Below are 23303 nucleotides of genomic sequence, written 5' to 3' on the forward strand. Positions count from 1 at the left end.
CCATTGGTATTTACCTGCACCCATTGAGTAGCGTCTACTTCTATTCGATTATCATCTGTTTCGGGTAGTGTAGTGGATGCTCCTCCAGCTGACGCATTGATAAATTTCGTTCTTCCTCCTCCACGAGCAGTAGCCGCTACTATTGTCAGTGAGATTTGGTCGTTGTCAGTGATTTCCCCAACTCCTTGTTTGAAAGTTGCAAACACTTGAATGATTTCAGTAGTTCCGTCTGCAGCATCGGTGTTATTACTATTGCCCCAATTCATTACCACAGTACCACTTGTAGGTGCTACTTCAATTTCATTTACTCCGCTACCGATTATGGCTAATTCATCTATGTTCTCCCAATTGGTTACGTTAAAAGTAAGAGCAGTAAGTTCTGTTTCTTCACCATCCATTGCTGGACCAGCTCCTCCATCTCTGAGGATAAATTGTGCTATTAACAATTCGTCGTCTCCAGTATCATCCATAGTTCCAGCATTGTACAAAGCGTAATCAATGTTCTCTGGATAATCAAACCCTGGATCCTCAATGATATCAGAAGTATTTGTTGAAACATCAAAAGCAACAGTAGCCACTCCTGGCAAACCTCCTGCGTCTGAAACGTTAACCACTTCACCTGATGGTGACGTGACATACAATAAGTCAGTCCATGTAGCCACACCAGCGACAAATGGCTGAGCCAAGGTTCCTCCCATGTCTGCTCCTGCATCACTAGCTGTAACTGTAGATACTTTGTCTAAATCAACATTACCTTGTGCGTCAAGTGCCTCTACAATCATAGTAAACGGTACATTTGTTCCTACACTAATATCCAAATTAGAAACTTCTGCATCGGAAGCTCCAGCAAATGAAGTAATAGCCATTTGTGTAGAAACTACGTTAATATCTACATTTCCGCTATTCACGGTTTGAGTAGAAGCTAGTGTACTGCTTCCAGCAGCAAAGGTGAAGTCAGTATCGCTTACTTCAAATTCAAACGCTTCTTGATCAATTGAATTTCCATTGGCTGCTATATCCGTTCTGAACCATACAGAAAGTGTATAAGTCTTAGTCGTATTGTCAGCTATATCTCCTAATTCGGAAGAGCCGTCAGTAGGTAAATTGGCAAAAGTTATTGTATTAGTACCTATAGTAATGGTAGCCCCATTTGGCACCGCTGTGGAGATGGTTTTTCCGCCATTATCAGAAAGAGCCACTCCAGCAATAACATCATCCAAATTTTCGTCAATTGTAATTCCTGCTCCATTTTGAAAGACGATTTGACTAATTACCGTATTGAAATTGTCAGAACCCAATCCATTATCTTCAGTAAAAGAAAAATCAAAAACTGCTTCTGCAGTTCCTTCGCTTATCATAGTACCAGGATCTAGTGTTACCCCTGATTCATCAAGTGTACCACTAGCAGCAATTACAGAAGAGTTGTCGATATCAACAATATTGATATTACCACCTTGATCTGTGTTATAATCTGCTGTAGTCAATCCGCTTCCTTGGGCATCCAGATTGAGAGAACCTGCCATATCGTAACTTAGGGTGAAACTGTTGGCCCCAGAAGTCAAGGCTGTAGCTCCACCTCCAGTGAGTGTCCCTCCAATCGCAGAGGTTTCTGCGACAATTACACTAGTAGTTTCATTAGTATCCACATTGCCGTAACCATCTTGAGCCTGAACAGTTACACTGAAGTTAGCTCCTGTTGCCACATCTGCACTTGGCCCATCTGAGAAAATCAATCGGTCTGCCACTACATCCAATAGATTTTCTGTTCCTGTGAAGGCTGGGTTAGTAAATGCACCAAACTGAGAACCTCCCGCTTCTGCGACCGCGCTAGAATTATCTAAGGTTACATCTATATCTAAGGTTTGATCAGCTACAGTACCTCCTATAAAAGATACAAACACTTTGAAAGTAAAATCTCCAGTATGCGGAGCTACTATTCCACTTGCATTCAAACCTGTAAATTCTGCAATGGTTGGAGTTGCGTTAGCAGAGAGTAATACTTCCGCATATTCTGTCAAGCCGTCTGTACTGTACAGTGCCACACTTGAAATTAATGTTTCATTAGTAAATGTCAGATTAACAGCATCCAAAGTAGTCGCCAATCCATCTCCGTCATCTGCTCCACCTCCATCTTGAATGGTGAATTCGGCTACTTCAACACCAGGACCTGCCACATCAAAATCCACAGTTCCATTCACATTGTCTGAATAATCAATAATTGCGGATGGTGTGGTTCCAGCAATTATATCAGATATCACTCCTAATGCTAGACCTTCGCCTGTCAAATCAAAGTTATAGGTTCCATCAACTGCATCAGTGTTAAATGATAAAGTAGCTGTTCGAGCACCAGTTCCTTCTGGATCGAAAGTCACGGTGATATCTGTTGATGCACTACCTACAGCCATTGCTGTACCTGTTACATTAGGTGAATGGGTATATTCTGTATTGTTAGTTCCTGTGAAACCTACTTCTGAAGTAATATTAGCAGGTACAAAGCCTACATTTTCAATAGCGTAAACAAAAGCTGCTGTAGCTGGATCTGGTTCCAAAACTTGACCAAAGTCAGTATTATTGGTCGCTGAAGGTGAGTCAGTCGCGTTATCTGATATCAGATCTCCGTCTGCGTCGTAAACCCTTATGTTAGGTGTGGTGGCTGGGGTAGATCCCGTATATTCTGAAAGCACCCAGTTGGAAGTCGTACCAGTTTTTGCAAAAGAAGTCAGTGTACCGTGATTGGTATTTCCACTTAAATCTGTCAATTGATCTGGTGTGGTCAGACCTGTGTTGTCTTGACCTATTGCTCCTCTATTAAAATCATAGTAGACCAGTAAATTCGTTTGCGAAATGAGCGTTGCAGCATTTGTTTCTAATGCATTCGCTCTGATCTGTTGAGCCGTGCGTGCACCATCCCAAATTCTTACTTCATCAATTAGGCCAGGCCAGTATTGAAGTGTAGGATTACTATAATGTCCAATATTCACATTGGATGCGGAACCTGTAATTCTAACTCCTCCAAAAGTACCAGTACCTGAAACAACACCGTTTATAAATAGTGTCATATCTGTACCACTCACGGTCACTGCTATGTGGTTCCAAGTATTAACAGTGATGTCGGCATCACCTGCATTGTCATTGCCATGTACATTGTAAATAACACTTCCATCCCCCATGAAAAAATTGACATTTCCGGTAGTATGCTGTACCTGCAAAAGAAATTCCGCACTGGCATTACTCCCTCCACTCTGCTTAGATAAGATAGGATAATAGTCGTCATAATTTGGAATATTCACCCATGCCTCTATTGTAAAATCTGTCTCTGTCTCATCAAAATCCACTAAAGCAACATAATCGTCCGTGCCATCAAAATCCAAGGCTCTATCTACCCCGTGTCCAATGGTTACAAATTGGCCATTGTCAAAATCAACGGATTCGAAAGTAATGACTCCACCAGTATAATCAGATGGACTAATAATAGTAGCATCAGACCAATCCGCACCATCGTTGTCGATCATCAGCACATAGTCGCCTGCTGTAGTTCCAGGCCAGTCATTTAGATTAGAGACATCAATTCTCAAATCGACATCGATGATATCACTAGTTCCTTGATTAGGTTCGTTGACCAACCAGAATCTCGCCATTCTTTCAGATACACCCACTGGCATGCTAGTGCTCAATCTTGAAGCATAATCAGCTGCAGCTCCATCGTGTCCCATAGTTAGGAATATATTGTCTACTGCAAACTGGCTGGTAGCACCTAGTGCAACATTGGCCGAATTATCTGCTAATATCGTAGTATATCCAAGTTCAAACTGAATATCACTTGAAGGGCTGGTCACCTGTCTTGTATCTAAGAAAGAAGCATCATCTCTACCAATTGTTACAACATCATTGCTAAAACCAGAAGAAAAGTCCCAGATGGTGGTAGAACTTCCAGAGGAAACCACATCCTGTGTATAAGAAATTCCATACTTTGCAGCTAAGTAAGATTCTACTTCTTGCAATTCCGTAGCGTTCAGCTCTCTATCATATACGATCACTTCAGCAACCACACCATCCATAGGTGCTCCTGTTTGATGCGCACCGACTTGCAAAAATCCGGCATCAGTCAATGCCGCAGATGAAGTGTTTTCAGTACCTGCTACTCCATTAACCCTAACAGATGTTGAGGTCGTACCTAAATCATATAAGGCCGAAACAATTGTAACTTGTCCTCCAACATCGGAGCCGAATGAAGATTGAGACACCCCATGATAAATCGTAGGATCATCATTATTATAAAATAAAGAATGATTATCTGCCGCTGAGGTACCTATTAAATTTCTCAAAACATTGTCATCAGTTTTAACAACCACTGCAATTTTGGTATATCCATTCACTCCCAAAATTGATGAGTTATCAGATTGTAAATACTCAGTCCCTGTAAATACAAGTCCTTCCTGATATCCAATAGCCGTACTCGATTTTGTAGGATTAACTACTGCAGAAAAGTCCTGTTCAGTACCACTAAAATCTGTCCATGCGCTACCGTCAGCTGCTGCGTCCTCGCCTCTTAACCAGGATACAATCCCATCTGTCACCTCTGCAGGTCCTTGTACCCCGATACCATTAATCGCAATACTGACTGTAGGTTCGTCAGGGTCGTCGCTCGTGATATTAATATTATCAGATTTGGCACCTAGTGTAGATGGCGCAAAATCTATTGTAAAAGTGGTGCTTTGTCCTGCTGTTAAAGTAGCTAATCCATTCTGTGCTGAAACTGAGAAATCAGAACCAATAGACAATGAAATCGCACTTGCTCCTAAGGTTAAAGTTCCATTTCCTCGGTTGGTGATGGTATAAGTTCTTGACAGAGGTGTTGGGTCAGTGATACCATGGCTTCCAAAATCGTGAGAACTACCATGATACAAATCAACTACCAAATCGTCTTGCACGAAGATATCAGAAGCAATAGCTCCAGAATACACCCAATTAGAAGTGTTTCTAAAGTTGTAAGATAATGGAGTTGCTCCCATGTCGAAGTTATAAGCTGTTCCGTTATAGTTTCCTGTTTTGTCGGATACATCGTTTCTTGTTCCAATACCTGAGTTATTACCCAATGCAGTTACTGTAGTATTGTCGAAAGAATAATAAGCTACTAAACCTGATTCTGTCCCAAGCAATGAAGCATTAAGATTATTATTCACCTCAGTTACGGTTCTTGCGACATTCCAAATTCTCACCTCATCAATTTGGCCATCAAAGAATTCTAAGGCTCCATTGTTAGCCCCTATTCCAGTGTTGAAGTTTCCTGTATTTTTAACATTACCAGACAAAGCTGTTGATCCACCTGTATCAACTCCATCTATATATATTTTTAATTGAGCTCCATCATAAATAGCAGCTAAATGGTGCCATAACCCGTCGGTTGGAAAGGTAGCCAGTAGCGATTGATATGTATCAGCTTCAACTGTAAAATCAACAAAGTTTGCAGTATTTACTTTAAGGTAGTAATTGTACGGACCAGTACCTTGAGCAACAATCACTCTTTCTCCGGTCGTACCGTCCAATTTTATCCATGATTCTAATGTCAATTCATCATATGCACTAAGATCAATATGCGGCACTAAGGTTACATAATCATCCACCCCATCAAAATCAAGAGCTAAATCTGCTGCTTCGGTAGCTGATACATTTAAACTGAACAATTGCTCATTGGTATCTACTTCTGTGTCATTAGTAATATCAATAATGGCTGTACCGTCACCTCCATTCGGATTGTAAGTCACATCGAAAGTCTGAGCAGCCCCTATTTCAACAAAATCTTGGTTGCTAATTACAAAATCACCATCATCGGATGAATAACCAAAACCATTAATTCCGGTAACTCCTTCGTTGGCGATAGTGAAACTCTGCGTAATACTTCTTGTTTCTGAAGTAGAACCAAAGAAAGTACCATTAGCAGCGGCTGGGGCAGTTAGCTCCGTAATAGACGATCCATCACCATTCACTGCGGTGATACTAATATCAGAAGCTGCTTCTGAAAGTGCAATAGACGGCACCCATTCTGTTCCATCCATGGCTCCGAACCCTTCGAGGGTTCCTGTATAGTCATTACCAGTAATGTCACTTAGAAGATCTGAATACCCAGCATCAGTCCCTCCATTATTAAAATCATACGAGGCTTCTAAACCAGCTTCGTTGTTCAATGTTAAACCAGCTGAATTTCGAATCTGCGATTCGGTTCTAGCATAGTTCCAATAGCGGAACTCATCCATTTGTCCACTGAAATTACTAAGAGGAATAGCACCTGTATCATATGGATCGTATCCTGTGCAACCGTGTCCTAGATTTATTTCAGTAAGAAAACTTAATGTAGCGACAGCTACAGGAGTAGCATCTTCAACGCCATCTACATAGAGGTGCATTGTACCTGAATTAGTGGCAGTAATCGCTACGTGATACCATGTACCTGGCACTAATGTTGTATTACTCGAGTGAAATTTCTTTCCTCCATCATATATATAATGCTCCAATTGCCCAGTGGTGTTGATTCTCAACATTTGCGAATATCCTACATCCTCTGCTCCATCACCCGTCATGTAGAAAATCATGCGATTGGTACCCAGTGAAGCTACGTTAATCCATGCCTCCATGGTATACGCAGTATTAGAGGAATTATCATATTGAATATCTACCTGCTCTGTTGTCCCGTCGAAGGCCAATGCATTTTCTACCACTTCCACAGTGGTGTTTATTTCAAAATCTTGCTCCAAAACATCAGTATCATTGTTCTCAATGGTAATAATGGCATTTTTTATACCAAGGGTCAAAGGCGTCACTGTCAAGTCAAAAGTCATTTCTGCGCCCGCTGCTAATTCATTTGGTAACGTCTCTGATACATTGGAAATAACCCAATCCACATTGCCTGATGTAATCGTTGCAATGGATAAATCCGCCAAACCATCATTTTTGATCGTAAAGTTCTTAGTGATCGCAGTCAATCCCATATAACCATAATCCGTTCCATTGGTCAGAATAGCAGCTACATCGTCATCCACATTGGCTCCACCAGTGAGTGATACGGTGATTTCTGGAATGGCTGATGAGTTTACTGTTGAGGCAATATAGTTTGATGCGGCTCCATTTTTTGCAAAGGTTGTTAACGTACCATCAAAGGTATTTGTAGTAATGTCTGTCAAAGATGGTTCTCCCAAGCCTGTATTGTTTCCTCCAGCAATTCCCACATTAAAATCATAAGACGCCAGCAAGCCTGTTTCACTGTCCACTCCAAAATTGGTCATGTTGGCAGATATTTCTGTTTGATCTCGTTGCACATTCCAAATACGCAATTCATCCATTTCACCATTCCAGAAGCGTCCAGGAGTTGGGCCAGAAACTCCATCCAGAGCAGTACCGATCACAAAATCATTTAAGTTGGTAGGCCATGTAACAACATCAGAAACATTAAAAGCTTCAACCCCATTGACATAACCAACTAAATTAGATGATCCAGTATCCCAGGTAATTGCAATATGATACCAAGTGCTAGTTGACATCGCACTACCAAACAGCTGTTCGACTTGTGACGCATCATCGTCAGCCACTATTTGTAAACCTGGCAATCCGGTCTCTACCTCTAGCCTTAGGCCATTACCATTAATATCGGTGTCAAAAATTCCTTTGTTAGTTGCTAAATCCGTAGCATTGACCCACAATTCAATAGTACCTTCAACAGGGAAGGCTCCCAAACTTCCCATACTCACATAATCATCCGTACCACCAAAATTCAAGGCGTTATTATCTACCCCTTCTCCAGTAACTTCAAAGGTGTAGGTCGTATTATAGTTATTCGTGATATTGATGGTCTCATCAAATGTATTTACATCGTCTGGCGCAAAAACCACGGAAAATGTCGTTGACTCTGTTGGTAAGAATGCTGTGGTTGCTGGATTAATTATAGAATAATTAGTGCCTGTGGTAAGCGTAGGATTAGCAATAGTCAAATTACCTACCCCATCATTTCTGACTTCAAATACTTTGGTCTTAGTATCACTAGGCTGTCCTACATTTCCGAAATTTCTACCATCTGTTGCACTCCCAGGACTGCTAGCCCCAGAAGGAATGTCTTCACCGATTATAATCTCTGTGATTTTCATCACTGGCTGTGGACTGTCAACATATGACGAAGAAACCCATCCATTTGACAGCTCTGTATTATTAGCTTTTCCAATTAATGTAGCATTATTTGTTCCATCTATGCCAGTAGCGGCATCTGGAATCGTACTTGCATTGCCTGCAAGATCAAGATCATAATAAGCTAGCAAATTGGAAGCTACGGCTGGGCTTGCAATTCTTTGGGTAGCTCTGGTTCGGATAGATGCATCCGCTTGTTTATCATTCCAGATTCTTACTTCGTCGATTTGTCCAGTGAAGAAGTCCGTCACTCCTGACATTCGATTACGCGCTCCAATGGTGAATTCACCAGAAGGAGCTGTACCTGTAAATGTCGTAGTAAATGTCTCCGCTTCTCCATTGATAAAGAATATCACATCATTATTTTCTTTCACTACGGCTACATGCGTCCATACTCCGGCAGGTACTGACAGCGTAGAAGTGACACTTTCATACGTCCCGTCGCTTTCTCCATAAGTCAAGGTTCCGTCTGCAGCAAGGTATAGCTCGGTACCTATGTTGGTTCCAGAGTTACCTCTCCAATACAGCCATTCTTGAGCTGCCACTGTCTGATGCACCCACATCTCAATCGTAGAAGTGGAAAGATCGGTTCCTCCTTCAGCGGCTACGAAATAATCATCAACGCCATCGAAGTCTAAGGCGCTTCCTTCCGCATTATAGGTCAATGTGACTGCGGTAGCCCCGTAGTTCAGTGTCCAGTCGGCTGGAATGTTCGTAGTGGAAAAGCCTCCAGATATACCACCAGGTGCGGTCAAGAATGTAATGACTTGACCATCAGTGGGCGTGTAGCCTACAATCACATCGAGCGTGCCATCCAAATATGCCATGCCTGTGGCATTGACTTGATCATATCCAGTACATGCTGTAGGTCCATCAATCTCTATTTCTAAGGTTGCTGCTGCTCCATTAGTGAAATCACCAGTAATTGGAGTACACGCTGGAGAGAATCCAGGGGCTAAAGTGCCTGTGTCATTAGTGAAATTAGTAGCACTGGCAAAATATCCTCCTAGTCGTCCATTGTTGACAAAGTTGGTTCCCGTAACATCATTAAGAACAGTCCCATTAGCAAAATAAACTGTCCCGTCATTTATGAAAGTAGCACCATTAGTGAGTTGTAATTGATTTGAGGCTAAATCCAAATTAAAAACTACGCCACCGTTGACAATAAATTCATTGCCGTCTAAAATTAGATTTGCAGACTCTGAAACATTAGCATTTGCTGTTATTGTTAAATCTGTAGTGATACTTCCTGATGGCACTACTCCACCACACCAGTTGTCTGGATCACTCCAGTCATTGTTTCCTTGACTATTGGTAAACTCTCCAACAGGCAAACAAGTTGGCAATACTGACTCAACCCAGTTAGAAGTAGCTCCATTCAATGTGAAATTGAATAAGTCTCCACTATGCCCGTTACTAGCAATATCTTCCAAGCGATCTTCTGCAGGAACCATACTATTGTCGCCTCCTGGATTACCGTGATTAAAGTCATAAGATGCCACAAGACCTGAAGCACTTTTTATGCTCGATACCATGTTAGTATTGATGTCACCAATTGTTCTTTCAATATTCCAAACTCTTAATTCATCGAGTTGGCCAACAAAGCCCAACGTCCCACCTCTACTACCTATATGTATATTGGCAGAAGAGTACGAAGGACTAGCCACTGAGATTGGAGAATCTGTATCATCTTCTCCATCCACATATATGGTACCATCTCCGATTCCTCGATAGACAATAGCAATGTGATGCCAATTTCCGTCATTATAAGTACCTTGGGTTTGAATGGTTCCACCCATGTTCAAACCTATTTTGTTACCACTGAATTGCTGTACGGAAAACTGATCGTTACCCGTCCCCTTTTCAAAGATGACCATGTTGCCAGAAGCCGAAGATTTATATAAGAATTCGATCGTAAATGGACCTGCCAATTCAAAATCAGTATGGTCTTGAATTTCTACATAGTCATCGCCATCAAAAGCCAAAGCATTTTCAGCAATAATGCCCGTAAATGTGTAGGTGTTTGTATCAAAATACTCACCGTCACTTACGTTAGTAAAACTCATGGTACCACTCTGCGGAGCTTCTCCTGTGATGTCAATCTTTAATTTCTCTTTGAGTAAATCGTCTCTTGTTATTAGTAATGGTAAAGGGTATGAACCGCTGCCTAAATCTTCCGAACCATCTACTTCTCTCATCCCATCATCATTGGCATCGTAATACACATCTGCGATTCCTGGAAAATTTACAGAGGTTATTTCCAAAGTGTTCAGTACATCAGCAACATCATCATCAGCAAATGGGAAAAAATCATCATCAAATGACTGGGTCACATTGGTGCTTGTATAACCTCCAAAACTCCCCCCTTCTGGTGTGTTATCCGTATTTCCTCCATAATTGACTAAATCGTTGACATCAAATAAAGAATTGTTATCACTCCAATTGTCAGGATTGTTGAGGGTATAAACCATCGAAGCTAATGAACCAGTGGCTCCATAAGTAGAGAAATCATACACATAATTGTTCGATATAGTTCCTCCAAAACCTAGGTTCAAGGCTAATGCATTTACTCCATCAGTTAAATCTGATGGCAAGTCGCTATTGTTATTATTTGCTGGAGCTGCAGTCCAACCATTTGGACTTGTGTTTATTGCCGCTAACCAACGGTCAACAGTAATTAAATTGGCGCCTGGTATTGTTCCTTGAAACGCAAAAATCTGGTCTCCTGGATCTCCAGTTATAGCCCAACTAGCATCTGATTCCCACGCCGTTCCTGCTGTAGATCCATCACTTTTCAAAATAGCCGTTACATTGGCATTGGAATTACTTGCATCTGGATTAATTATGATTTGCTCACCTGCAGCAATGGCTTTGGTAGCAACGAAAGTAATCGCACCCTCTGAGGTCACTTTGTTTCCAGAGGCATCCATCCCATGGTCAGTAAAATGAATTTCTGTACCAATATCTATCGCAGTCTTGAGCATAAAGGCAAACTCTTCTCCTGCGTCAGAGTTCATCATTGTGAAAGCAATATCGCCTGGGAATAAATCTGTAGGTGCACCACTATACCCTTCTACCGTAAAAGTATATGGGTCTTCATCGGGATCATTGTTAGGAATAGAAACAGTTGCGGTCTTTAAGCCCACTCCCCCTGAAGGAGTAAATGTCATTTGGAATATGGTAGATCCTCCTGATCCAATAGGTGTACCTGTAGATCCTAAATCAACTGAGAACATACTGGCATCTGTACCTGATACCTGAACGAATGGGCCACCAGTCAATTCTACATTTACAACTGATAAGTTATTGATGTTAAAAGTCAATGGACCAGAATTTCCTGGTTCATCTATCACACCAAAGTCAAAAGTACCACCATTCGCTACTTCTGCTATTTCAATTTCAGGAGTAAAGGTCAATGGTACTGGCGAAGATATAAAATTCGAAGATGAACCAGATGAAGTAGGAAAACCAGCACTAAACGTACCATCATTAGTTCCTTTTTCATCTGTAAGAGAAGTAATACCAGTGTTATCTCCTTCAGCTATTCCTTGGTCAAATTTGTAGTACGCTTGCAAATCTGTTTCTGCTCCAGGAGAAGCGATACCAGATTCTGCATCTGTAATGATTTGTGCAGGCGTACGCTCGATGTACCAAATCATAACCTCATCAAAATCGGCTTCAATTTGTTCAGATGCCGAAGTACCTCCGTTGGTAGTATAACCACTAAGTACATTGTTTCCTAAACCACTGTTTCTTACATTACCAGTTTGAGCTACTGGAGTTCCTTGCAATACTCCATCTACATATAACCTCAGGTCTGTTCCATTATAAACCCCTGCATAGTGATGCCATCCATCAGTATAATTAGCTGGATCCAGTCCTGTGATGGACATTTCAGCATTAACATCTGATTCGTTTTTCACTCTGAAGGTTAACTTCTCTCCATTGTTCTGGAAAGCCATGAAATAATCGTAATCGGAAACTGAAGCTCCCTGTTGCCTGATCAAATCATTGTTACCATCAGTAATGTCGATGGCATTAACCCACATTTCTATTGTCAATTTATCAGTACCTCCAAAATCAGGAATGGATATATGATCTGTTCCATCAAAATTCAGAGCATTGCCGGAAAGAACAGGTAAGGTCTGTGGTACTACAGAAGAAACAAAATTTGAAGTAGTTCCTGATTGTGAGAGACCAGATAAAACTCCAGGATTGATTCCTTTTTCATCGATTGCTTCAGTGATCGTCGTGTTGTCGCTATCAGCGAGACCCTGATTGAATTTGTAATAAGCCACTAATTCTGATTCCGAACCAGGAGATGCTATACCAAATTCAGCATCACTCTGAATCTCAGCGGGAGTTCTGATGTCATTCCAAATCATGACCTCATCCATGGTACCAATCAAATATTCACTCGAAACATTTGAACCAAGAATCAACCCATTGGCTGGAACGAATGTCCCCACATCATAAGTAAATTCATGAATCTCCACACCATCTAGATAAAGGTGAGAGCCATTCGGTACATTATGAGCAAAAGTCATGGCCACATGATGCCAAAGACCATCGTCTACTGCACCCAACATACCAGCTGGAATATGATCCTGAGGAGTACCTCCCCATTCATAGGCCATCAATTGATTATCCTTGATATAATAGCCATATGAACCACTAGACACCAACAAACTTCTATAGCTAGAACCTGCGTCAGAAGTTTTTACCCAAGCTTCTAGCGTGCCTGTGGTGAATTGAAGACTTGCGTCAGAACCAAGAAGTACGCGATCATCTATTCCGTCAAAATTCAATGCATTTTGTTCTGTACCATCATCATATCTGACGGTCACCTCGGCATTTGGATAATCATACTCTACATGCCAAAAAGTAGGGACTCCAGTAATGTCAGCGTAAGGGCCAGCTAATGTACCGTCACCATTTAGAATCACAAAAGTGTCTCCATTTGCAGGTGTATAACCAGCTCCTATAGTCACTTGAAGTGTCGCGGCACTTATGTCAATATTTCCACCTGTAACGATGATTTGATCAAATCCATCAGCTGCATCGCAAGTGGTATTCAATCCTTCAATTTCAATAAGATCAGTGCCAGCGTTGATATAATCCCCACCAACATTCATACATGCTGGTGAAAAACCTGGAGATACAATTCCGTTGTTTGTGAAATTGCCATTGAAATTCAAGCCTCCTTGAATCGTTCCATTGTTAATGAAATTTGGAGCATTGTTAATGGTAGTTGTATTAGAAAAAGTGACTACTCCATCGTTAGTAAAAGTGCCACTCGTAAGATTTAAGTTATTCCCACCCAAATCAATATAGACATTTGCCCCTCCACCAATAGTTACGTTTCCTCCATTCAATAACATATCAGATGATTCAGAAATATTCGCATTTGCTGAATAATTCACATCACTTGTCAAGTTCGAATTATTGGGTATTATATTATTACACCAATTAGCAGCATTGGTTACATCATCATCAATTGCTCCAATAAAATCACCAGTTACACAAGGATTGTCGATTGTGAACAGATTAGATGCAGCCAGTCCAGCATCAGTCGCGTTGTACTCATCGTTGATCCCAAAACTATCTTCACCCGGAACTAAAATTGAAAAAGTGTTAGCGTCAGTCGCACCTGCAAGCACATCAGCTGTAATATACAGATACACCGTTTGATCGGTATAATTACCATTATATAGCACGATAAGATTGTTTTCCAAGCTATTATCTCCTTCAAGCATAATACTTTCCGCCTCAGTCACAGGACCACGGCTTTCTATCAAAGAAGCACTTGCATATCCGACATCACCAACTGTGGATTCATAATAATTGAATTGGTCAAAGTCACCCAATATATCAGACGTAACAGGAAATAACAGAATCCCTTCCATGGAAATGGAACCTCCCGAAACTATAATTTCTAAAGTATAAATATGATTGTCCGATGATCCTGCTACCAAATTTCCTCCGGGTACATCCACCGTTCTAAAAGAAACATTAGGGACATTCGCTGTGGTAACACTGAAATTCTGAATTCCAGACAAATTATTTGAATAATCTTGAGCTATTATATATACATCATATAGAGTTACAGGTGACAAACCACCAATTTCAATAGTATGAGAGCTGTTCACAGTCACATAACTGTAAGATTCTGCCGAGACATCGAGTCCATCAGTTCCAGCTAATATTTGAGTACTATTAGGAGCGTTAGAACCACTTGCAAGAACAACGTAATAAAGATCAGATTCCTCGTCTACCGTAATATCAAAATTAAATCCACCCGCTGTTGGTGTAGGGCCTCCATCCACACTTAGATTGGGTGGTGTACCGTCAGGTGCAGCCGTTGTGACACTAAATGTTTCAATACTAGATTCATTAACATTACTTGATCGATCTTGAGCAAATACATATATATCATAAGAAGTCGAAGGCGAGAGGCCAGTAACTAATTCCGTTGTAGAGCCGCCCATACCGTCGTAACCAATTCCAAATCCACTTTGCAGAATGGCACCTCCACCAACACCATCAGTACCCGCTAAAATCTGAGCACTGGACGGCGCACTCGCACCGCTTGAAAGTACGACATATGACAAATCAGCTTCTTCATCAACTGTAATATCAAAATTAAATCTGGATGAGAATGGTGTTGAAACCGCATCAATACTTAATACTGGATTAATTAAGTCTTCAACTGCTGTTGTAACTGTGAATGTTTCAACATTAGAATGATTCCCTAAATAATCTTCATTGAACGTATAGATCCAATATTGTGTGGAAGGTGCTAGTCCTGTTACACTAACACCATTATATCCATTTACTCCAAAGCTGTGATATGCTACTGCTGGTACATCAGCCCCATCAGTTCCAGCCATAATTTGAGCACTAGTTGGTGTAACATCAGCATCAAGGGCAACGATATGCAATGTACCCTCTTTATTCACCATCAATTCAAAGTCAAATCTACCATCATACATGGTACCGATAGTACCTATACTCAAAGTAGGAAAAGTAAAATCAAGACCATCTGTATAACTAACAGAAGCATTCTCAATTCCATTTTCAGGAGTACCGGCTATATCATTTGAATTATCCCCATTGAAATTGTAATAGACTTCCAAATTGTCTTCATTGCCTATCAACTCCGACCTGAAATTGTTTAATATTTCTGCTGGAGTTCTTACATCTCTCCATACTCTAAAATCATCGAAACGAGCATCTGCGTTCGTTCCATCATCACCTCTATCCCCAATAGTCATTGGATCGACAGTATTGTTAAATACTGTTACATTCTGCGTGGCTTCTTCAATTCCATTAATATAAAGCTTACCTTCTGTACCTGTACTTCCGGGGTCATAAGAAACGGCGATATGGTACCATTGGTATTGATTTAAAGTTGTTATGGATACGGATTCATTAGTGGTTGAGCCATCTCCCATCCACATTTTAACTTTCATATCAGTGCCTACATAGACATCTAAAGGATTTGCTAAATGATCGCTCGTTTTAGAAAAGACGCCATGCGAAATACCCGTCGAGTATATATAAATCCAAGTCTCTACGGTGTACCCCCCAGAGTTTAGAGCATAAGATATATCTACACTATTATCAGCGCCTGGTAAGTCAAGTGCTCTGTTTTGAGCCAATAATTTCCCTGACCCAAATACAAAAACAATAAGACATAAGAATAGCGTACGCAGTCCACGTGAGTGTAAATTCTTAAACATAGTTTGAGATGTTAACATTACAAAAGTCCAATTTCCAATCAGTAAATTACGGGTGTAATTTTTTTTACAACGGTTTGAACTATTCGAATAACACATTTTTCTTATTGCACTTTCCCAATTTGCAATAGCATTAATGAAATAATTCCTGCCCATTATACCCTAATTCAAGTTTTAATATACCTAATTACTTGGTGCAATTCAAAAAATAAAAAATACTGTTTGAATAGTTATATTATTAGTTCTTTAAGAACTCACCATTTTTATTTGTCTTCAAAAGAGACATCATAGTTGCACTTCCTCCGAAATGTACAGTTGCTCCAATGACCATACTTCCATCAGCACGACGTACAATGGCATTGCCTCCATCATTCTGGACACTTCCATACTCTTGCACATCACCTTCATTTACTTCCCCTATTCCATTGGTTGACAAAATCATAATTTCATCTTCACGTGGATCAGACGCCGCGTCACTGAAGGAATTTACTTTTCCTACAATGAAATAATTTCCGTTTGAGGCTTGTGCCAAATCAGCACCTTGTGTGTTCCATGTTTGACTAGGATTGTCTGCATCGATAGGATATGTTAAGGTATTCAATTGTCCAGCCCCTAAATCTGAAGAAAGACGAAGTAAAAAAGCAAATTGACTATTTCCTGTACCCGTAGTTCCGACTATTGCAATTCCAGGATTGGTGAATATCATATTCGAATAGACATCATCGTTTACAGTACCATAATCCGTTTGATTGTCTTCGTTGCCACTGGTAATATCAAACTCCTCCACTAGTACATCAACTCCTCCATTTCCTACACCAGAAGTCGTTGTAATAGAAGCAGCATAATAATAACGACCATTTGCTTCTAGCAATCCTCTACCAAAATCATCATCCGAGAATCCTTTGATCCTCTCCCAATCTATGGTTTGAAAGTCAGAAGAAATTTTCATTAATAAAATACTATTATCATCCTCGGCCGGGTCATTAGAACCAGTTTCAACTGAGCCCAAAACAATGAGCTCTCCGTCAACTTCAATAACGTCTGCCCCACTCGTTGATCTATATCCTTGCTCATAAGTTGTAGACGATATTCTATCTTCATAATATCGATAAATGAGAGTATCTGTTATACTTAATCCAGTATTTGTTATTTTCATACTGGCCAAAAACAAGTGATCAACTGGAATTCTGTCTAATTCATCATCTGCTCTATCGAAGGACGAAGTACCGATGACATACAAATCATCATTAACATCATCATAATACATTTTAGATGGCACATCTATTGTGCCTGTGGTATCGTTGTCAATAGTTTCTTCCCAGAGACGATTCCCAGCTGAATCTGTTCTCACTAAATAGAAGTCGGTATTGTCCAAATCCGATCTGAATCCTAAAAGCAAATATCCATTATTTAGTTCTAGTAAATCTATAGTTGATTCTACAGACTCTGATCCATAATATTTAATAAATATTTCTGAGGGATCAAGACTATTTGGATCTTCGGTCATGCAACCAAATTGCCATCCAAAAACTAAAAAACTAAGAATAGCAATATGAATTTTTCTATTCATCTGTTTTGTTTTTCTTCTTTCCAAATCGTTTTTCTAATTTTTTATTCGAGTATTTTTTAGGCTTATAAATTGACTTGATGTAGCCTATAGAAACACTCAAACTATTTATTACTTTATCATCATCAACATGAGCCATGTCGAATAGTAACTTTTCATTACTATATCTATATTTTGTTCTTACCGTATTTGATCCTCCCATATTGTATCTGACCTCGAACAATATAAAATCAGTCTTTGTTTTCAACTTTGCCCCAATTCCAGCAAAATAAGACCAGTTGATTTGTTTACGAAGGTTATCATCCAACAATGCAAGGCTAGGGAGTTGTCGGGTAGTCGTACCTGATCTACTTCCACTCATTGAGCCGTTAAGCAAATAATCGATGGATATACCAGCAGTAGCATACGGAGTCCAATTCCCGAAAGTATAACCATACCTAACCATCACAGGCACTTTAATTATATTTTGGGTTTCGGTGAGTGCCACATTAAAACTCACAGACTCTGGATATGTTTCCTCTAGAGAAGTAATACTATTGTAGCTTATTTCATATTTATTTAAGCTCCAACCTATTCCTCCAAGCACTTCCAAATTTTCAATTATAGTATATTCAAAAGTCAACTCAGCCTGAAACCCCAAGCCAGACTTATATTCTTTTGACACCTCATCACTATTAGAATATGAACCAAATTCCCCAATAGATCTAATAAAAGTTTGATTGGCACCAGCTTTGACTCCGATTCTAAAAATAGGTTCTGATCTGTATTTATCAAACAAATACTTTAATTCAATTGGGTCATCAGGGCTTAACGGGTGTTCAGGGTCTGCACTTAATAAATTAATAACTGCGTCTTCCGCTTCTGGTCCATTATCATTAAAGAGATGGACTAACGCCAACAGTCGATAGGCTCGAATTTTCTCTTCTTTTGAAAAACCATCTTTGTTGAAACACTTTCCTCGGTTTCCATTTAACAGTTCTGGAATTTCGCTTAAGCTTCCTGCATCAAACATATCCTCCGCTTGATTAAGCTTTTGCGTACAATTAAGCGAACGTTGTTGAGCCAATAGTTGGTTGCAACTACAGAATATCAAAAGTCCAAAAATTATTACTGCTGATATATTTTTATTTAGCATCATTGATTATCCTCTCGTTGTGGTTTTCCTTCACATGTCTCACTGTAGTCAATTCCAGCTCCTACATAGGCTCTCCAAGAGTTATCACTCAAGTTATGCGCTACTTTTGGATCATCACAGATTTTCTCTGCCATTTCATCGGGGTGCGTTGGCCAATATCTTATTATACCATCACCTGCACCAGTCATGAGCGTTTTGCCATCAGGAGAAAATGCTGCTGACCATACCCACTTTTTACTACCTCTACCAGTACCATGATCATCAAGAACAAGTGGTAAATCATTTAAGTATTCCATGACCCAAACCCGGGCAGTTCCATCGAAGCTTGTAGAAGCCAGAAGCGCATCATCTTCACTAAATTCTAAATCAGTAATGACCGCTGTATGACCAGTAAGTCTTCTTATTTGCTTACTTTCTACCATATCCCAAAGTATCACATCCCCCTCCTGATCTCCAATGGCAATAATATTACCTTCTTGATTAAAAGTGATTGAATGCACTGGTGTACCGCCCTTGATATAAAGGGACTTCTCTTCATTTTCATTTTTGAGATCCCACAAATAAACACTGCCAGATTCACTGCCACCTGCCAGATATCTACCATCTGGGCTCAATGCCAATGCTTTCACCCTGGAGGCCACCCTGGCAATTTCTGTATTAGTTTTAAAATCATTTTTGCGAATAACTTTATCCCCAGAAGAAGAAATAAAGCCTTTATCCTCTTTTAAGAAAACTAAATCAAATACAGTTCCCGAATGACCTGTTAAAGATTTAGGTTCTTTCCCTTTATTTTTCAAGTCATAAAGCAAAATTTGATCATCATCACTTCCTACCGCCAACCATCGTTCTTCTGGACTTAAATCTACTACTCGATTCACGAAGTTATTATCAATTAAAACTTCACTTGTCTTTTTGTCGTCGGTCATATCCCAAAACAAAAGCTTACCATCACTACCTGCTGAAAACAAATGATCACCATCATTGGCAAAGCTGACTGATCGAACTGCATTTCCTGCTATGTGTCCTTTATAATGATTGAATATATCGGTAGAATCTGTAAACAAAAGCTCCTTATAGGCATAGTACACACCTGAGTAAACATCTGCATTGAATTCCTTCACGCCATGTTGTTTATCAAACAACCACGCTTGTCGTGCAATCAATGCCTTTTGCTCTGCATCATCATCTATACCTTTAGATTTAATGGCCATAGAGTTAGCAATGGCTTGATAGCGCAGTGCTTGTGCAGCCAATCGCTCTAGTTCAGCACGATTTGCATTGTCTTCAGCAAGCTTTGTTTGCTTTCTCGCCTCTTCAGCATTAGCTTCAGCCAATTTTTGACTTTCTACAGCTCGTGCTGTAGCCTCCAATGCTAATTTTTCTTGGGCTTTAGCCTCTGCCTCAGCCTTTCTCGCATTCTCAGCTTCAATTTGAGCTCTCTCTTGTTCTTCTTTCGCTTTCCGTTCTGCAATTTTTGCTAATGCAGCTTGCTCAACAGCCTTTTCCTCTTGCTCTTTGGCTTTGGCTTCATTTTCTTTTGCCAATTCCAAGTTCAGTTGAGCCTGAATGGTTTGCTTCTCAGCTTCATTCGCTTTAATGTTGGCGTATACTACGAAGAATATACAAATCAACATCGCAAAACCCAATACCATAGCGACAACTCTCGATCGCTGAAGTGCTCTCTTTTGAAGCAATTCCTTGTTTCGCTGTTCTGTTTCGTAAGCTTTTTTACTGGTTTCTAAGAAAACCAATGTTCTTTCAAAAGCTGGGTCGTATCGTTGACCCCAAACCAATGTAGGTTTGTTTTCTTCTTGCCAGTTTAAAGCCAACTGTAAATCCGGCATCTTCCAAAGTCCAGCTCTTCCTAGTTGAAATCTTTCTGCAGATTCGGCCAATTTCAAATACATTTCTGCCGATCTGGATTCTTCATCCAACCATGATTTCAATCTTGTCCAAATCCTCATTAAGGACTCATGAGAAATATCAATAACCGTATCTGAATCCAATTTCAGGCCATGTGGAGGCATTAATAAGGTTCTTCCAGGTTCACGGAATTTATCCACTACCCTGGTTACTTCTTCCTCGTTTACACCAGAAATAGCTGCAATGGTAGAAAGTTTTGTAGGACGTCTAATACCTGAAGTCTCTGTACCTCTTTCAGTCAATGCTTTAAACATTGACTCGCAAATCTGTTGTTCTCTTTTAGATAATGAATCAAAAGCTTCATTGGCATGTTGAGAAAGTGCTTCTCGCAATGTTCCTATCGCATTATAATGCTTTAAGTCCATTGGTTCGCCTTCCTTCTTATACTCTTTCCAGAATTGCCAAGTACGCATCAATGCGTGCTGAAGAATCGGCAGTTGATCCGGATTGTCCCCTACATCATTGAGCAATTGCTGTGTAAGACGTGGTGCTATTTTGCCTCCACCCACAGCCACTGGACCTTCAATGGCCAAACGCTTTTGATCACGAGTCATTTGAGGAATCAAATAGTGACTATCATTGATCATTTGGGTTAGATCAGGGAAAGCTGCGCAATCTCCAATAAAGTCAGAACGCATGGTCAAAGCCACATAGATTGGTGCATCATACTGATGTACTGCTTCTAAGAGTAGGTTTACAAAAGCCGAAGATTCATCTAAATCAGAGGATAATGTTTCTAATTTCTTATATCTAAATAGCTCTTCAAATTGATCGACCAGTACCAATACATTTTCTTGATCTGACGACTTCAATTGTTTTACTGCCTCAATAAGGCCTAAGGAACTACTTCGAAGTACGGTTGAAGTAATCGTTTTTCTGATGAGTTGTTCTTCATCATCTAGCTCATTGTAAACTTGATCCTTTTTTAATAAAGCTTCTGCGAGATTATCGATCGGGCCACCACCAGGACGAGTAACTACTATTCGCCAGTTTGAGCCGGCTTGAGTCATGAACCCACCATAAAGTGTTGGAATCAAACCGCAATACATCAAGGAAGATTTACCACTACCTGATGCTCCAAGAATTCCAACAAACTTATTCTCAGAAAGTTTCATGAGAACTTCATCACTTTGACCTTCGCGGCCAAAGAATAAATGACTCTCTTCTATTCCAAAAGGCCTTAACCCAGGAAATGGATCAACAAACTGTGTAATATCAGCTTGTTGTTCTTGTCCGACTTCTAATTCTTTTTCGCTCATTAGTCTCTTAGTTTAGCTAAAAAGGGCTCAATTTTTTTGGGTTCAAATGTTCCATCACCTAGCACCAGGGTACCAGAATTATTCACCAAATTATTAACCTTATTATTATCTTCAGTAAAAATGGCAGTGGCTTTCATAGGTTTGGTTCGACCAAAACCTGGTGCTTTTAACAAATCCTGCATTTTTGTTCTTATCCATTCTGGAGAAGATTTTCCGAAATAGATCAACGAAGCATCACACCTTCTAAGGTTTTCTTGATGCAAATATCTTAAATCCATCAGGTCTCCTTCAAACATGGAAGTAACGACACTGAATCCTTTTTCTTTCAAACAATCCATTACTGGTTTCACGGATTCCTGATCTAGTTGATCACAAATTAAATAGATCAGATTGCCATCTTCAGGAAGCTGATCATCTACTGCTATTTCTTTGGCTTTGAATCGACCTCCAGTGACTAATTCTTCCCGAATAATAGATTTTAATTCCTGCAAAGGCATTTGCAGTACTTCTGCCTCATCGAGTGATGCAGCATCACTTTTCAAATCTTCAATAAATATTTTCTGTCTTTCACTGACATTTTTCAAATCTGGCGAGAGCCAAATTAATCTACTAAATTTCTCCCCGCCACCATGCTTTACATTATAGTCATGCACATCGTGCGTATGCTTAGACGCTATTTGATTTTGAATATCTACTACAGACAATTCTGAGCCTGATGGTTTATAGCCATAATCTTCTCCAATCAAATGAATGGACAAACAGCATCTTTCCAAATCCTGTTTTATTAAGGGCTCTAATGCATGTACATCTTTTGGCAGGGATTGATCAGGTAAAACACGATATCCATGACGAATCAATTCTCGCTTCACCGTATCTCTTTGAATGATCATGTCCACACCTGAATTGGCCAGATAAATGGTTTTTTCTTTTCCGACGTCTTTTTCTTCTTTCTTTTTTGTACCAAGCTCAGCAAACTTGGTTTGAATTTGATAGATGTCATAAGACATATCAACCATTTTCATCCAATAACTTCTTTCTGCTTCATTTCCGAAAAACCGCTTAAATTCCTGAGGTTCGCCAGTCAGAGGATCAATATGGAAAAAATCATAGGATAAGATGTCAGAGTATTCTGGCAAAAACTCATCAACATCTATTGGGAATTTAATTACTTTAAATAATCTAGACAGACCAGCTAAGGATAATGTATTCGTCTCTTTTGCTGTACTAGCAAATAGGTTTACACCATTAGTCAGCGTTGGGTTGTTTAAAAACTCTTTTGAGAGAATAGCTACCAAAACCCCACTAGAAGCGTATAAATCCGCGTGACTATCATTCTCAGAAACCATTTTAATTTTTGGTTCTTCACCTGAAACCTGCTGCAATAAAGTGGTAAGAAATTTATAAAAATTCGTCACCCAACCTTTGCTCGACCCTCCTCCAATTGGCTGATCGTCAGCAGTATGATAAGCAAGCAATATTTCCTGTTCAATATTCATTGATTCTTAGTT

Annotated in this window: 5 protein-coding genes (1 of these 5 only partly in view); all 5 read right to left on the reverse strand. The window is 40.0% G+C overall.

Annotated features, from left to right (window positions below; genetic code table 11):
* Positions 1–15914 carry the 5' portion of a LamG-like jellyroll fold domain-containing protein gene (locus tag ABJH98_RS11015; protein ID WP_348307725.1) on the reverse strand. 13087 nt of this gene lie to the left of the window's left edge, so 15914 of the gene's 29001 nt are visible here — the first part of the coding sequence; the start codon lies at positions 15912–15914; its stop codon lies off the left edge, out of view.
* A 235-nt stretch (positions 15915–16149) separates the two neighbouring features.
* A complete protein-coding gene (locus ABJH98_RS11020) occupies positions 16150–17481 on the reverse strand; it encodes a hypothetical protein (protein ID WP_348307726.1) in 1332 nt (443 codons plus the stop codon).
* Positions 17474–18616, reverse strand: a complete 1143-nt coding sequence (locus tag ABJH98_RS11025; RefSeq protein ID WP_348307727.1) for a porin family protein — start codon at positions 18614–18616, stop codon at positions 17474–17476. The genes ABJH98_RS11020 and ABJH98_RS11025 overlap by 8 nt, the downstream gene beginning before the upstream one ends.
* A complete protein-coding gene (locus ABJH98_RS11030) occupies positions 18613–21795 on the reverse strand; it encodes a High-affnity carbon uptake protein Hat/HatR (RefSeq protein ID WP_348307728.1) in 3183 nt (1060 codons plus the stop codon). The genes ABJH98_RS11025 and ABJH98_RS11030 overlap by 4 nt, the downstream gene beginning before the upstream one ends.
* The gene (locus tag ABJH98_RS11035) at positions 21795–23291 is read right to left on the reverse strand and encodes a hypothetical protein (RefSeq protein ID WP_348307729.1); all 1497 of its coding nucleotides are present in this window, start codon (positions 23289–23291) and stop codon (positions 21795–21797) included. The genes ABJH98_RS11030 and ABJH98_RS11035 overlap by 1 nt, the downstream gene beginning before the upstream one ends.
* Between the last annotated feature and the right edge of the window lie 12 nt (positions 23292–23303).

This window comes from Reichenbachiella sp., assembly GCF_039969095.1.
Taxonomy (GTDB): Bacteria; Bacteroidota; Bacteroidia; order Cytophagales; family Cyclobacteriaceae; genus Reichenbachiella.